Here is a 16201-nt window from a genome sequence, read left to right on the forward strand (position 1 = left end):
TCTCTCCAAACCCTGTAGTGCCCCTTTTATAAGGGGCGTAATAAATTACTTTTTAGCGAGTGCTGAAATTCTGCTTGAAAGCGAGAATAAACGAATAAAGCCTTCAGCGTGTGATTGGTCGTACACATCATCTTCGCCAAATGTAGCAAATGCTTCGCTGTATAAGCTATTTGGTGACTGCTTTTGAACTGCAGTTACTTGGCCTTTGTATAGCTTAAGTACCACTTCACCTGTTGCCACTTTAGAAAGTGCTTCTGCGCCGGCTAAAATAGAATCTTTAAGAGGCGTAAACCAACGGCCGTCGTATACTAAATGTGAAAACTCACCACCGAGTACTTCTTTCCACTTACGGCTTGCTTTATCAAGCACTAGCTCGTCAATGGCTTGAAGCGCTGCCATAATGACTGTGCCGCCTGGCGTTTCATAACAACCGCGTGACTTCATGCCAACTAAACGGTTTTCTACAATATCAACACGTCCAACACCATGAGGCGATGCAATATCGTTTAATTTAACTAAACAATCGTAAGGTTTAAGTTCTACGCCATTTACAGCAACCACTTCGCCTTCAACAACTTTTAATGTTACTAGTTCTGATTTATCTGGAGCTTGCTCTGGAGAATTAGTCCAAGTCCATACTTGTTCAGTTGGTTGACACCATGGGTCTTCAAGCTCACCACCTTCGTGCGAAATATGCCAAGCGTTAGCATCACGGCTATAAATTTTTGTAGCAGATGCTGAACACGGAATGTCACGCTCTGCTAAGTAATCAAGTAATGATTCACGGCTCGATAAATCCCACTCACGCCATGGCGCAATTACTTTTAAATCAGGGGCTAGTGCCGCAAAACATGATTCAAAACGAACTTGGTCATTACCTTTACCAGTACAACCATGAGAAAGTGCATCAGCACCTACTTTACGTGCAATTTCAACTTGTGCTTTAGCAATAATTGGGCGCGCCATAGAAGTACCTAATAAATAAGTACCTTCGTAAATTGAGCCCGTTTTAAGCGTTGGGTAAATGTAATCACTTACCATTTCATCTTTTAAGTCAACTACGTAACATTCAGATGCACCAGAGGCAATTGCTTTAGCTTCTACGCCTTCAAGTTCTTCAGCGCCTTGACCTACATCGGCAACAAACGCGATTACTTCACAGCCGTAGTTTTCTTTTAACCATGGCACGATAGCCGACGTATCAAGACCACCAGAATAGGCTAAAACGACTTTTTTAATTGAACTCATAGGTGTTCCTTAACAAAATTTGGATTTAGTAATGTAACTAGCAGAGCATTTTGCGCATGCATGCGATTCTCTGCTTGTTGAATGATTTTTGATGCTGGACCATCCATTACCTCAGAGGTAATTTCAAATTCACGGTGTGCCGGTTGGCAATGTAATACCGTAGTCGCACCTGTTTGATCTAGCAATGCCTGGTTTAATTGATAAGGCATGTATTTTTCTTTTACTTGCTCAAGCGGCGTTGTATCACCCATTGATACCCATGTATCTGCATATACAACGTTTGCACCAACCGCAGCCTCAACTCTATCGCTCACCATGACTGATGCGCCATTCATTGCTGCAATTTGCTCTGCTTTTTTAAGTATTTGTGAATCTGGCGAACACCCTTTTGGTGTTACAGCAACAAAGTCAGTACCTAGCGTTGCGGCAAGTAACATCAATGAATGAGTTACGTTATTGCCCTCACCTAAGTAAGCTACTTTAAGCTGACTCACATCGCCATGTACTTCTTGAAGTGTTAAAAAATCAGCAAGTGCTTGGCAAGGGTGGTACAAGTCACACAAGCTATTTACCACAGGTACCGATGAATATTCACCTAACGTGGTTAATGTGCTGTGCTGATTTACACGCGCCACAATACCGTCGGCCCAAGTAGAGATATTAAGTGCAAAATCTTTAATTGATTCACGTGCACCCATAGCGCCATTTTGCTGATCTAAATAAACAGCATGACCACCAAGGCGATTAATACCTATATCAAACGATAAACGTGTACGTAAACTTTGCTTTTCAAACAATGTTACGATTGATTTACCCGATAATACTTGGCTGTATTTTTCTGGCTTTGCTTTTATATCTTGCGCTAACTTTAATAAATTAAGAGCGCCTTCTTGATCTAATTCTAAACCCGTTAAAAAATTCTCAAACATAATAAACCTATGGTGTAATCTTTGTTCCGACATGCTCACCTTGCAGCAGAGCAGTTAAATTTTCTGGCTTTTGCCAGCTGGAAATATACACACCGCGTCGTAAATGTTGGGCAGCGTGAAGGCTGGTCTTAACTTTGACCTCCATCCCGCCCACAATTACTCCATCTGTAATTAAAGTATCAATGTGTTTTGTGTCAAGTTGATGTAACGGTTGTTTATTTGCGTCAAGTACCGCTTCTACATCCGTCATAAAAATTAGTTCTGCATTTAAATTACTGGCAATAGCCGCTGCAGCTTCATCTGCATTTACGTTGTACCACAAGCCTTGTTCATCAAAGCCGATAGAGCTAACAATAGGTAAACGAGAAATTCTAAGTAAATCATTGATGATAGAATCGTCGTTACTTGTGCATTTACCCACTAAGCAAAGCGCTTTTAATTTTTGGGTTGCAGTCACACCCGCCTCAAAAAGACTTAAGCCGACAGGCTTATGCCCTGCGCTTATAGCTTGAGTCATTAATTGTTTATTAGCGCAACCTGCAAGCGCACCCACTATATAAGGCATTTGCTCTGCTGGACTAATACGTAAACCTTGGTGTTTAGCACTAGCAAAACCCGCTTGCTTTAGCCATGTATCTACTAAAGAACCACCGCCATGAACAATGACAAACTCATCATTTTTTTGCTCGCTTAGCACGTCAAATAACGCTTTTGCTGCATTTTCTGTATTAAGTACTGCACCACCGAGTTTAATAACCCACGTTTTTTTACTCATTTAAAACGCTCCTTTTAAGCCCGTAGTGTGATCTAAATTCATAGAAATATTAATACACTGCAAAGCTTGTCCAGCAGCGCCTTTTAATAAGTTATCAATGGCAGACATTACAATTAACTGCGTGCCTTGTTGCTGCCAACCAATATCAACAAATGGTTGCTTAGCAACACCTTTAATTGACGGTATTTTATCGCCTAACAAACGAATTAATGGTTCGTTAGCAAGCACTTGATAAGCAGATGCAACGTTTTCCTTGGTAACGCCTGGCTTAAGTTGTACATAAATAGTTTCTAAAATACCGCGCGCAAAGCTACCTAGATGCGGTGTAAATAATACTTTGTGGCCAAGGTGTTGTTCAATTTCAGGACCGTGGCGATGGTTAAACAAACCATAAGGTGCAAGCGATACCTCACAAAAATGTGTTCCTACACTCGCTTTACGCCCGGCACCCGTAACACCCGAAACGGCATTAATAATAATACTTTCGCTGCTCAATAAGCCTGCTTGTTTAAGCGGTTTAAGTGCATTGAGCGCCGCTGTTGGGTAACAGCCTGCAACAGCAATTAGCTTTGCGTTAGCGATAGCATCACTGTTCCACTCAGCTAAACCGTAAGCCGCTTCATTTAAAAGCTCTGGGTGTTGATGCTCAAAACCATAATAAGTAACGTAATCATCATTATTTGCTAGGCGATAGCCACCAGATAAATCAAATACTTTTTTACCCATAGCTAAAAATTGAGGCGCTAAATCAACACTTACTTTGTGATCGGTACATAAGCATACATAATCAGCATCACTTTGAATGTCATCAAAAGCTGATGCACTAAGAGGAAGTAAAGGACAATCTAGTAAGCCAAGGTGCTCTGGGTATAAATCACTTAGTAATTTATTTTTATCTAAGCTACCCTCAGATACATAACAGCCTGTTAAGGTAAGGTTTGGATGATTAGCAACTAAGCTTGCTAACTCTGCGCCGCTATAACCGCTTGCGCCAATAATAACTACATTCATTGATTACTCGTTATTTTAAAATTTACTGCTAAATATATATGTTGTTCGCTTAAACTAGCTAAGACGCTAAATTAAGACTTAATTTAATGAATTTGTAGATTATCGTCGCATTATTTCCATAGCTTTACTTTAATATATTTATGCTTAAAAAGTGAATTGATATTCATCATAAATACTTTTATATTGTTATGCAATTAAATTGAATAATAATTTTGGATTTTTTTATGCCTTTGCCTTCGTTTATTTCTATGTATCAACAATTGATTGCAGCCCCTTCTATTAGTGCAATTGAAGACAGCTTGTGTATGAGCAATAAAAACGTAATTGAACTCCTTGCGAGGTGGTGCGAAACACTCGGTTTTACGTGTGAAATTATTGAATTAGAAGGAGGTAAAGGCCGCTTTAATTTATTAGCAAAGCGTGGAAAAGGTGATGGCGGGTTAATGCTTGCGGGCCACACTGATACAGTGCCTTTTGATGACAGCCGCTGGAACCACAATCCGTTTAAACTTACTGAACTCGACAATAAATTGTACGGGCTAGGAAGCATTGATATGAAAGGTTTTTTTGCTTTTGTATTACAAGCAATTAGTGAACTTGATGAAAAGCAGCAAACTCAACCTATTTTAATACTCGCCACTGCCGATGAAGAAACAACTATGGCAGGTGCACAGCAAATATGTAAGCACCCTAATTTAAAACCTGCGCGTTGTATAATTGGCGAACCTACTGATATGACGCCAGTATTTATGCACAAGGGCCATATGAGTACAGCAATAAGAGTGGTTGGTCGCTCTGGGCATAGCTCAGATCCCGAACGTGGCCTTAACGCCATTGAAGTAATGCATAGAGTGATTACAAAATTGATGATCTTAAAAGAGCAATTAAAGCATAAGTATTCAATAAATCACTTTGAAATTCCTTATCCAACATTAAACTTAGGTAATATTCATGGTGGCGATAATGCGAATAGAATTTGTGGTTGCTGTGAAATGCATATAGACATGCGCCCATTACCAGGTTTAAGTGTACAAGAACTACAAGCATTAGTGCTTGATGCAACAAAAGAGATAAATCAGCAATACCCAAATGCGGTGAGCGTTATTGATTTACATGAACCAATCCCGGCATTTAGTGGTAGCACCGACAGTGCTTTAGTTAAAATGGCTGAAAAAATAGCGGGGCAAAAAGCGGTCGCGGTAAATTATTGCACTGAAGCGCCGTTTATCCAGCAACTCGGTTGTGAAACAATCGTAATGGGCCCAGGCTCAATTAACCAAGCGCATCAGCCTGATGAGTTTTTAGCGATGGAAAAAATAAAACCATCACAACAAATAATCACCAATATCATAAAAGCAAACTGCTTTAGCAATCAGAGTTACTAACTGCTTATAACAACACAAAATAATAAAGGCGCCAATTGGCGCCTTTATTAATACAAAACTAAGGCTTAATCACCTTTAACTTCTAAGTTAATAAACTTAACTAGCTCTTCAGGTTGCCCTACTAGCATCATAACTTGTTGGTTAATTTCCATCATAGTTTTACCTTCAGGTAGCTTTGCAGACACACTGAATGAATTTAAACCTTTAGCAAAGCTAGTTAAAGCCTCTGCAATATTTTCAGTTACAGGAGCTTGTTGTAACTGCTGCTCTAACATCATTTCCATTTGCTCTAGCGTCATGCCTTGCTTTTCAAGCTCACTTGATAGTAAGTCTTTTAACTTACCTTGGTTATTTAAGGCAAAGCTAACATTGCGCGGCTCTATCTTACTCATTGCTTGCATAACAAGTGTTTGCTGCTGTAACTCTTGCTCATAAGTAAGTGGCTGGTTACCCGCTTCTTGCTGCGCTTTACTAATCGCCAATGAAGCATCCATTAATGCTTTTGAATTAGCCAAGCCCATATCCATATTAAAACTAACAATGTCTTTTGCATCAAGCTTAACTACTACATCACTATTGCCAGACTCTTCATCGTAATCAAGTGATGAATGTAAGTCGTAACTTGCCGACGCGAGCATTTCGTTTGTATCAGCAGGTAATTTTGAAACAAAATCTTTATCAAACTGAAAGCTTTTTACATCAAATGATGTATGCGGTGATATTTTATCTGGCTCGTAACCAGTTATTTCAATGCTTTGAATATTAGCAACATTGTCGCCCTCTGGGCTTATTACTTCCATGTTTGTTATTTCTACGCTTTTTGAAATAACACTTGCCGATAAACCAGCGTATTTAAATGTAGCGCCAGTTTGCTCGCTTACTAAAGCAAGTTGCTTATCTACTTCTGCACGCACTTCTTGTGTAGCTACATAATTTGCATAGCTCACGCCACCAACGCCCGCAGCTACAATCGCTGCAACTATTACTAACTTTTTCATGTTATTTCCTTATTCTATTCTTTGTGTAAACCGAGTTTTATTAAGAGTAACATTACACATTAACACCCGTAAGTATTAATTAATTAAACTAAGCAACTCATGTACTGTTTTAACTGGGGTAATTTTAGCGCCCAGCCCTTCCATCGACTTATGGTAATTACGAAATGGAATATATATTTCTGTAAAACCATGTTGTGCCGCTTCTTTAACACGTGGTACTCCACTGTCAATTGGGCGTACATCGCCATTTAAGCTAAGCTCACCCATAATACACGTGGTACGAGGCACAACAAATTCGTTTAAGCTGCTAAGTAACGCGGTTACTAATGCTAAATCAATACAAGTTTCTGTTTCATCTATTCTTAGGCCACCCACAATATTAAAAAACGTATCGTGGAATATTTTGGTTTTAGTGTGTTTGCGTAATATGCCAGTCAGCATTTTTATGCGGTTCATGTTTAAACCAACGCAAACACGCTGCGGAAATTCCGCCTCGGTTTCGGTAGTTAAACATTGAATTTCAAGTAGTAAATTTCGATTACCTTTACGGATACAGGTAATTGTAGAGCCTGGCGAGTCAGTTGTAGACCCCGATAAAAATATTTCGCTCGGGTTATCAACGCTTAACATTCCACGTTCGCACATTTTAAAAATGCCAACGGTATCTATATCACCAAAGCGGTTTTTATTTGCCCTAAGGGTTCGAATTTGCCCATCGTTGGTGTCTATGTGTAAAAGCGCATCGACAATATGTACAAGTGTTTGAGGACCTGCTATTTCGTTATTTTTATTTACATGAGCAATAATGAACATGGTTACATCATTTTGCTTACAGTATTGAGTCAATGCTTGGGCGGCGCTTTTTACTTGCGAAGGGGAACCTGGGCTACCATTTGCAGTTTCGGTTACAACCGCTTGAATAGAGTCAATAACAGCAAACTTAATTTTATTTTTCTCGAGCTCTTCAATGATGGTTTCAACACTGGTTTCTGAAAGTAAATAAAGCTCATCAGGGTTATAGTTTAACTTTAAACGATTTACCCTGTTTTTAAACTGCGATAATGACTCCTCGGCCGTACAGTAAAGTGACGGCATACGTTGTGACATTCTCGCTACTAGGTCAGATAGCAATGTTGTTTTACCAGCACCTGGATCACCCGAAATTATATTAACAGAGCCGGTAGTTACACCACCGCTTAGCACACGATCGAGCTCGCCAATTTCTGTCAGCTGTTTTTCTGCCTCTGACGTAGCAATATCATTAATTTTTTTAGAGCCGCCACCAGCACCGCCAGCATAACCACCTACATTTGCTCGAACTGACGCTTTTTTACTCTGCCCTGCTGAAGGTTTAAATTCTGCTAATGTGTTCCACGCACCGCAGCGGCATTGACCCTGCCAACGTGGGTAGTTCATGCCACATTCTGTACACACAAACTCTATTTTTGCCGCTTTAGTCATTTATAACCTTATCTACGATTCTCTAATTTTAAAAACATTTACTGTTAACAACTTATTTTGCCACTTCAAGCATTTACTTAGCAACAAACTCTTGCCTGCGTAAAAATCTAGCGTCACAATCATTAAATACACATGGTGTTTCTTTTTAGCTATAATTTAGGGCATACTTTTTGCTTTGAAATAGTTTAAAGTAACTTGCCAACAAAATGGCATATAACACATAATAACAAGAGCTAAACAGTAGTAACTAAAATAATTGTACCTATATTAATAACATAGCGCGATTTAACGTTTATTGAACTTCTAATAAATGGACTTAACAGTATACCTACTTTTTCAATTAGACGGTGATGGTTTTATAAATGGCTGATGACATAATGCTCAAACACGAAGACCTCGTGAATGAGTTAAAAACATATTTAGGCAATGCTAAATTTGACCTGATTTTCAAATCAAAAACCGCTGGGTTAACCAAACCTGAGCAATTTTTGATGAAAATGGAAATGTCACGCTTATCTCAGCCAGTGGCACGCTTTGTTGATCTTCGTGGATTAGTGACGGGCCAAGTAAAACCGTATGAGCATAACGGTAAACAGCACTTTATGGATGACACAGCCATTGAAGTGTTTGAAAAAGCACTTAAACAGCATGGTGAATATACCCTAGCCGTTTACGAAGCCGTAATGAATACAGAAAATAACCACCGCGTATTACAAAAACAAGCCGCCGAAAAATCAGAACTACAAGAATCAGAAAGTAACTTAAGCACTGAAGTAATTAAGTTTGCCTCTTACGAAAGCCGCCGTGAAGAACGGATGAATTACTCAATAAAAGTAACTATTGATTACAAAGATAAAAAGAACATTGCTGCTAGCACCTCAGATATATCTTTAAGCGGTTGTAAAGTTAAGCTTGCAACGCGCTACTCTATAAAAAAAGGTGAACTAATAGCAATGCGCTTGGTAGGCCTTGAACAAGACTTTGAACTTGGCCTAAAAAACGGTATTCAATACGAGGTTGTTGCCGTTGAAAATATCTCTCGTGAATACAACCACATTCGCTTAAAACGTACTTATATCGAAAATAACGATGCCTTTAATGACTTTTTAGAAAGCTTTATTCACGGTAATAAACGTCGTTATAAAGTAAATTTAGATAACACGCTCGATGCTGTAGTATCAAAGGGGTATGAGCAATACTACATCCCTCGTGTAACGTCTTTATATGTATTTTTAAGCAAAAAAGATGAACAATATTACCCAAGTCTTAGCCTTACTACTGAAAATAATATTTTTATCCAGCGCTATTTTACCGATGAAAGAAAAACACCGTGTTTGTACAATATACTCAATCATCAGCGCATTACACAATTACTAACCCAAATTACCGCGGTCAAAGAAGATTACCTCTATACATTTACACATATATCATCGGGTAAAATTTACTATTACTCTGCGACACGAACTGAGCTAAATAATAACCCTAAATTACGTGATCTATTTTTAGGTTTTGGTAGCCAAAAAGAAAGTTGGCAGTGCTTTAAAATACAAATAATGCCAAGTCATCCAGATGATTCTTTTATACCGCTTTCATTACCTAATAGTGCTGGCGCTAATATTGAAAAACTCAACAAGCCGCCTTCCCCTCGAGTTAAAGGCCTTATAAAAGACGTTAAATATATTGTTGTACTTACAAGTATTGGCAATAAAACAGAGCAAGCAGATTATAAACAACTTACTTTTGATAAAGCGTTAGTAAATCAGCTTAAACATTTTGGCCACGCAAAACATAAAACGCCACCTTATTTAGATATTGTGCCACTTGAATACGTAAATTTACGCTCGCATAAGCGCTACCTTTATAAAACACCGGTTAGCGTCACTATTAATGATGAAGTATTTAACGGTTATACACGTGACTTTTCTGTAATGGGTTTGCAATTAGAGTGCGAGCAACCAGTCACATTTAAAAAAGGTGATATAGTACTTTTAACATTTCCTGAGCTTCAAAAAATAACTAAAAAGCATAAACTTAGCGAACTAAAGTACGAAATAATGGCCATTAGTAAGTCATTCACTACTATTAACCTAAAAGCGAATCGTGTTGCTGATTTACCCCATGCTGGCGTGACTTTTTTCACTCAGCTAATAGAAGGTAATAAAGACAAACTTAAAGTATCTGAAGAAGCGCCAAAAGTAGAAGGCTTATCTACCGCGCTTAGAAATATGATCACAAAAAGTGTATGCCAATTTCCGCTGTATTTACACAAAGAAGCTGCACACTTTAAAACAGGTGCAATTGGTTATGGCTTATACGCCAGTCCTATGCATGTTATTTTGCAAAACTTTGGCTTATTAGGTAACAAAACTGACTTTTCGAGTATTCTTACCGAAGAGCAAATTATTAATGTAATAACGCCTAATATTAAAGATCGCAGTCGCCAAGATGCACCGCTTGCTTTTACACTCGCTATTAATTTCGACCCTCGTAAGGGCAAAATTGAAGAGGCTATTGTTAGCCAATGCGCTTTAGGTGAAGACTACTCCAGCTTTTATAAACAAATTAGTAAAGACATTACATCACAACTTATATTTGTAATGCGTTTGTATATTTCGCGTACAGGTCGCCCCGATACTGACTACCTATCAAACGAGCTAAAATACGTAAGCCAATACGCTATGCATAAAGCAAAAGATTTAGAGGAAGCTTTATGGGCTGTTGCGGGTGTGGGTGACGTAGTTGATATAACTGAAGAAGCTCTAAGCCATTTAGAGCTTAAAAAAGAGCAAGTTGAACAAATGGGCCGCCGTAAACTAATCTGGTTAAACCGCTTACGCTAAGCGGTTTAACTTAAACAACTTTAAAGAGCGGGCTCATTTTCTAACGGAATAGCCAACATATACAGCAATTGCAATAATGACCCTTCACAAATAGCCGCTTGTGCTTGCTCAACTACTTTAGGTTTGCCATGCACTGCTACACCTAGGCCAGCTTTAGCCATCATGATTAAATCGTTTGCGCCATCGCCAATAGCAACTGTTTGCGACTTCTCAAGCCCTAGTTTATGTTGTAACGACTCTAGAATAATTGCTTTTTGTTGTGCATCTACAATTGTACCCAGTACTTTACCTGTTAGTTTATCGTCTTTAAATTCGAGTACATTAGCGTGCACTTCATCTAAATTAATAAGCTCTTGAACGCGCTCTGCAAACGGTACAAAACCACCTGATGCGATTACTAAATACCAGTCATGCTGTTTTAGAATTTGGCACAGCACTTTAATACCCGGCATGAGTGGCAATGCACTTTTTAGTTCTTCAATTAAGCTTTTTTCAATACCAGCCAGTTTAGCTACACGCTGATTTAAACTCTCGCTAAAATCAAGTTTACCCGCCATTGCAAGTGCGGTTACAGAGGCAACTTCGTCGTAAACATCCGCAAGCCTTGCTATTTCGTCTATGCACTCAATAGTTATTGCAGTTGAATCCATATCCATAACCAATAAACCAGGCTCATATAAATTAGGCGCAGTAGAAACTTGCACTAATTGACAATCTAGGGTGTTTGAAAACTCTTGTAGTACTAACGGGTTTATAGCTTGATCGGAGTTTTGCACGTAAAAACACAGTGCTGGAGCTAACCCTAAATCTGGTTGATATTGACATATAGCACTGACTGTTTGGTTATGCGTAGCTAAAAAATCAATAATGCTAACAATGTGTTTTTCTTCAAAATCACCCGCAAATGCGATGCTAAATAACCCTAATGCTTTGTTTGGTATATAATCAAGAGGTGTAAATACACCACCACTATAGCTAAACCATTTATTTAGAGTTAAGTGTTGTAATGGTTGCTCAGCAGCTTGCTGTGCCATGTTGATTTGCGACATGGAATCTCCGTGTTTATTTTTATTTTCCTGATAATTGGCATATCATAACTGGTATTCTCAACACTAAATTCGCCATCAGGTGGGGTTTAAGGTTATAGTTAGTGTAGTTGTAACATCAAATCAAAATGCTGTCAGTAGCATAAACGGTGACTATGAAAAATAACCATATTAAAAACCCTATTACGGCTTCTCAAAGAAAACGACTTGTTCGCTTAATACTAGCGGCTGGTTGTTTTGTATTACTAAGCTGGGTAGGTGTTAATAGTAGTTTTCAGAGTCATCAGTTACTTTATGATAGTGCCGATAGCACGGCAAAAAGCCTCACTCAGTTTATGGCTTTAAATGTTAAAACACCGCTTATTGAAAAAAACAAACCACAGCTCAACGCCATTTGTAACGATATAAGTAAAGATGAATTTGTACTTTCTGCGACTATTTATGATCAACAAGGCATTTTAATTGCTAGCAGTGACAATTGGCAGTCACATCATATTTATGGACAACTCCCTGACTCTACACCGGGTATTAGTAAACTAAAAACACCTTTTATGGAACCCGTGATAAGCGATGATGACCGCCCTATAGGCTTTGTGTCTGTTACTTATTTAACTCGCGCCGCAATATCCGACAGCCATAATCATTTTCATGACTTAGGTCGACAGGTACTATTAATGCTAGTGATTGCATGTATTTTTACGTGGCAGTTAGGGCGTGGATTAAAACGTTGGCAGGTAAATCGCTACATGCAAAAAACATCTGAACAAGAATCGTAAAGCTGCTTTGCAAGCGTCCCTCTTTCACTATGTGGCTTTAAATCACATAACGCGTTAAATACATCAGGTATATGTAATGGCGTGTTAACTTCACCTTGATGACCGCTTAACGGCATTGAAGGTGAGTCGGTTTCAAGCACTAAGTGCTCTGGCTCAATAGCAGCAATAACAGCGCGTGTTTTAACTGCGCGATCATAGGTAATAACGCCGCCTATGCCAAGCTTAAAACCCTGCTTAATATAGTACTGCGCTTGTTGAAGTGAGCCCGAAAAGGCATGAATCACTCCCCCGTTTTTTGGCTTACACCGCTTAAACGATTGCGCAATTAAATCATGGCTTTGCCTATGATGCACAATGAGCGGTAAGTTAAGCTCATTAGAAAGCCCTATTTGCTGCTCAAATAAATAAGTTTGTTTAGGAAGGTTTTCAATACTTCGATCAAGCCCGCACTCCCCAATAGCTACCAACTGATGCTTATTTGCAGTCGCGAATTCAAATAACGCTTCTATGTGCGATTCGTTATGTTGCTCTAAAAAGTAAGGATGTAGCCCTGCGGCTATTTTTATACTTGGGTAAGTTGCTTTGAGTTTTATGAGAGTATGTGATTGAGCAAGCGTAATACCCGGCACAACAAACTGATTAACTCCCTTTGCTACACACTCGTTTATGAGCGATTCACGATTCGAATCAAACTCGCTAAAGTCGAGGTGGCAATGAGAGTCAATAAATTGCACGGTTACTTACTCATCTATTTATTAAGGGTTTAAGCGTGTAATTTGCCAGCTGTTATCTGCTTGGCGCTGATACATAAAACGGTCATGCAAACGATGCGCCCCACCTTGCCAAAACTCAATTTTAGTGGGCACTACACAATATCCGCCCCAAAAATCAGGAAGTGGTATTTCACCTTTAGCAAACTTATTTTTCATGTTGGCGAAGGTTTCCATGAGTACTTTACGTGATGACACCGGACGACTTTGCGCTGACGCCCACGCCGCTAATTGGCTTTCTTTAGGACGAGATAAAAAGTACTTTGCCACAGCAGAGGTAGGCAATGGTTTAGCCTCGCCATATACAATAACTTGGCGTTCCATGTGGTGCCACGGAAAGTGCAGTGATATTTTGTTATTACCTTTAAGCTCTTGCGCTTTACGCGAACCTGTATTGGTAAAAAATACAAAACCGTTATCATCCAAATGCTTTAAAAGCACAATACGCTGTGAAGGCTGACCGGTTTCATCAACAGTTGCTACAACCATCGCAGTTGGATCGGGTAACTGGCTTGCCACTGCATGCTCAAGCCATGTTTCAAACTGCTTAAACGGATCATCTTGCAAGTTATCTTCGCTTAACGCGTCCTGCAGGTATTCACGGCGAATATCTTCGAGTTTCATAACAAGTCCTTTAAATAGAGCCTAGAAAAGAGCTTAGAGTAGCGAGCTTAAAACATTAGATGTTGAGTAATAACAAATATTAAGATTCAGGTGCATGCGATAGCAATAAACACAGAGCCTCAGGTGTATCGTTGGGTTTCGTTTCACTCAACCCAACCTACAACGTAAACTACACAACTCAGGTATCTGTAAGTGTAGGAGTGCTAGCAAGGCAAGAAGTTTATTTATGCCAAGGAGCATACGGTTTGTATGTGACTTAGGCTAAATAAACTTCTTAACGCAGCTAAAACGAACTACACAACTCAGATATCTGCAAGTGTAGAAGTGCTGACAAGACGGAGTGCTTTTTTATGCCAAGGAGCATACATTTAGTATGTGACTTAGGCTAAAAAAGCACGACAACGCAGTCAAAGCGAACTACACGCAGCAGACGGTTCACCTAAGTAGTTTAGCCTAAGACAAGGCGTCCAACCTGACTTATCCCTATGAGCATACGGTTTGTATGTGATTAGGGTAAGTCGGATTGGATAACGCAGTATTAGGTTAAAATACGACGGTGATTACATTTGCTCCATAACTTCAATACCTAGCAAATCCAATCCCGTTTCTAATGTTCTTGAAACCAAATTACACAGCACTAAACGGCTATCGCGCACGCTTGGCTCTACGCCTTCTTTAAGTACTGGGCAGGCCTCGTAAAATGTCATGTATAAGCTTGCTAGCTCATATAGGTAACCACATAGTACGTGCGGTGTTGCTTCGCTGATCATTAAATCAAGTACTTCTTCAAGCTGTAGTAGCTTAAGTGCTAGTGCTTTTTCTTGAGGCTCAACAATTGCAACATCTGAATTTAATGTAGCTGCATCAACGCCTGACTTACGGAAAATACTGCGTATACGTGTATAAGCATATTGTAAGTAAGGAGCGGTTGCGCCTTCAAAGCTTAGCATGCTGTCCCAGTTAAAAATGTAATCGCTGGTACGGTGCTTAGAAAGGTCGGCGTATTTAACTGCGCCAATACCTACTTTACGTGCAATCTCGCTGCGTTCGCTATCACTTAAATCCGATTCACGTTCAGCTAGTTTTGCAGCTGCACGATTAATTGATTCTTCCAATAAGTCAGCAAGTTTTACTGTGCCGCCAGTACGTGTTTTAAATGGTTTGTTATCGGCGCCCATCATGGTGCCAAACGGGCAAAACTCGTAACTTGTTTCGTCTCGTAATAAACCTGCTTTACGCGCTGTAAGCTCTACTTGATTAAAGTGTAGGTTTTGACGTGCATCTACAAAAATTAAGATACGATCAGCACCTAATTTATTTGAACGATAATCACATGCCGCTAAATCGGTTGTTGCATATAAAAAACCACCGCCAGATTTTTGTACGATAAACGCTGAAGGCTCGCCATCCTTATTAGCTAGCTCATCTAAAAATACAACTTGTGCACCTTGCGACTCTACGGCAATGTTTTTATCTTTAAGTAGGCTAATAATATCGTTGAGCTCTGCGTTGTATGCGCTTTCAGCCATAATATCGGCTTGAGTAAGTGTTACATTTAAACGCTTGTATACTTCTTCAGAGTGCTTAACTGAGGTGGCTATAAATAGTTTCCAAAGTTTTTCACAGTGTGCGTCGCCGCCTTGTAATTTAACAACGTAATTACGTGCTTTATCTGCAAAGCCTTCTTCATCGTCAAAGCGCTTTTTAGCATCGCGATAAAAGGTTTCTAAATCAGCAAGCGCTACAGAATCTAAATCTACACCTTGGCTAATTTGATCTTCTAAATGCGCGATTAACATACCAAATTGCGTGCCCCAATCACCCATGTGATTTTGACGTACAACCGTATCACCTCTAAATTCAAGCGCACGCACAATTGAGTCACCAATAATGGTTGAACGTAAATGGCCTACGTGCATTTCTTTAGCAAGGTTTGGTGATGAATAGTCAACAACCACTTTTTGCGGGTTAGCATGCTCGTTTACAGCAAGCTTTGCATCACTGTTAGCGGCTTGTACGCTTTGAGCTAAAAACTCAGGCTTTAAATGAATATTAATAAAACCTGGGCCAGCAATTTCAGTCTTTTGAGCAATATCGCTTACATCAAGATTATCTATAATTTTTTGCGCAAGCTCACGTGGGTTGCTTTTCATTTTTTTAGCCGCGCCCATTGCTGCATTAATTTGGTAATCACCAAATTGTGGACGTGTGCTTTGTGTTACTGCTGGGTTTGTATCTTCAGGTAAGCCTGCGCCCGCCATAGCGGCAATGGCTTTTTCGATTAAAATAGTACGAATATTCATATTTTTTACCTTTGTAAGCCCGCCAAAGCAGGCTT

Annotated in this window: 13 protein-coding genes; 3 read left to right on the forward strand and 10 right to left on the reverse strand. The window is 39.4% G+C overall.

Translation table 11 applies throughout. The annotated features are described in order from the left end of the window. Positions 1–45: 45 nt before the first annotated feature. Genes I6F43_RS04035 through argC form a run of 4 tightly spaced genes read right to left on the reverse strand, consistent with a single transcriptional unit; the run spans position 46 to position 3963 of the window. Positions 46–1248, reverse strand: a complete 1203-nt coding sequence (locus I6F43_RS04035) for an argininosuccinate synthase (RefSeq protein ID WP_007581653.1) — start codon at positions 1246–1248, stop codon at positions 46–48. Beyond that, on the reverse strand, positions 1245–2177 hold the full coding sequence (locus tag I6F43_RS04040; RefSeq protein ID WP_024592295.1) for an ornithine carbamoyltransferase: 933 nt from the start codon (positions 2175–2177) through the stop codon (positions 1245–1247). Before I6F43_RS04040 ends, I6F43_RS04035 begins: the two co-directional genes overlap by 4 nt. A gap of 7 nt (positions 2178–2184) precedes the next feature. Beyond that, positions 2185–2952, reverse strand: a complete 768-nt coding sequence (gene argB, locus I6F43_RS04045) for an acetylglutamate kinase (RefSeq protein WP_165727586.1) — start codon at positions 2950–2952, stop codon at positions 2185–2187. After that, the gene (gene argC / locus I6F43_RS04050; protein WP_197101131.1) at positions 2953–3963 is read right to left on the reverse strand and encodes an N-acetyl-gamma-glutamyl-phosphate reductase; all 1011 of its coding nucleotides are present in this window, start codon (positions 3961–3963) and stop codon (positions 2953–2955) included. Positions 3964–4187: 224 nt separating this feature from the next. Between argC and argE the strand changes: the two genes are divergently transcribed. After that, positions 4188–5348, forward strand: a complete 1161-nt coding sequence (gene argE, locus I6F43_RS04055; RefSeq protein WP_197101134.1) for an acetylornithine deacetylase — start codon at positions 4188–4190, stop codon at positions 5346–5348. Positions 5349–5413: 65 nt separating this feature from the next. Here the strand turns inward: argE and I6F43_RS04060 are convergent, their stop codons facing one another. Both I6F43_RS04060 and radA read right to left on the reverse strand, forming a co-directional pair. Then, the gene (locus tag I6F43_RS04060) at positions 5414–6346 is read right to left on the reverse strand and encodes a hypothetical protein (RefSeq protein WP_197101135.1); all 933 of its coding nucleotides are present in this window, start codon (positions 6344–6346) and stop codon (positions 5414–5416) included. A 75-nt stretch (positions 6347–6421) separates the two neighbouring features. After that, positions 6422–7807, reverse strand: coding sequence for a DNA repair protein RadA (gene radA, locus I6F43_RS04065; RefSeq protein WP_024590039.1), 1386 nt, complete (start codon positions 7805–7807; stop codon positions 6422–6424). Between the two features lie 362 nt (positions 7808–8169). On the opposite strand from radA, the gene I6F43_RS04070 reads away from it, so the two are divergent. Beyond that, positions 8170–10647 (forward strand): PilZ domain-containing protein, encoded by a 2478-nt coding sequence (locus I6F43_RS04070; RefSeq protein ID WP_197101136.1) that lies wholly within the window; start codon positions 8170–8172, stop codon positions 10645–10647. 20 nt (positions 10648–10667) lie between these two features. Here the strand turns inward: I6F43_RS04070 and serB are convergent, their stop codons facing one another. Further along, positions 10668–11696 (reverse strand): phosphoserine phosphatase SerB, encoded by a 1029-nt coding sequence (serB, locus tag I6F43_RS04075; protein WP_197101137.1) that lies wholly within the window; start codon positions 11694–11696, stop codon positions 10668–10670. A gap of 152 nt (positions 11697–11848) precedes the next feature. Here serB and I6F43_RS04080 point away from each other — a divergent pair, with 152 nt between their 5' ends. Then, positions 11849–12469 (forward strand): AhpA/YtjB family protein, encoded by a 621-nt coding sequence (locus I6F43_RS04080; protein WP_007581635.1) that lies wholly within the window; start codon positions 11849–11851, stop codon positions 12467–12469. Here the strand turns inward: I6F43_RS04080 and I6F43_RS04085 are convergent. The 3 genes from I6F43_RS04085 to argS all read right to left on the reverse strand — a co-directional run bounded on the left by I6F43_RS04085 (position 12436) and on the right by argS (position 16166). Next, positions 12436–13203, reverse strand: coding sequence for a TatD family hydrolase (locus I6F43_RS04085; protein WP_165734554.1), 768 nt, complete (start codon positions 13201–13203; stop codon positions 12436–12438). The genes I6F43_RS04080 and I6F43_RS04085 overlap by 34 nt on opposite strands. A 21-nt stretch (positions 13204–13224) precedes the next feature. Further along, on the reverse strand, positions 13225–13863 hold the full coding sequence (gene pdxH, locus I6F43_RS04090; RefSeq protein WP_002958774.1) for a pyridoxamine 5'-phosphate oxidase: 639 nt from the start codon (positions 13861–13863) through the stop codon (positions 13225–13227). A 560-nt stretch (positions 13864–14423) separates the two neighbouring features. Then, the gene (argS, locus tag I6F43_RS04095; RefSeq protein ID WP_197101138.1) at positions 14424–16166 is read right to left on the reverse strand and encodes an arginine--tRNA ligase; all 1743 of its coding nucleotides are present in this window, start codon (positions 16164–16166) and stop codon (positions 14424–14426) included. Between the last annotated feature and the right edge of the window lie 35 nt (positions 16167–16201).

Origin of the sequence: Pseudoalteromonas sp. NZS71_1, assembly GCF_015864305.1 — a bacterium.
Classification (GTDB): Bacteria; Pseudomonadota; Gammaproteobacteria; order Enterobacterales; family Alteromonadaceae; genus Pseudoalteromonas; species Pseudoalteromonas arctica.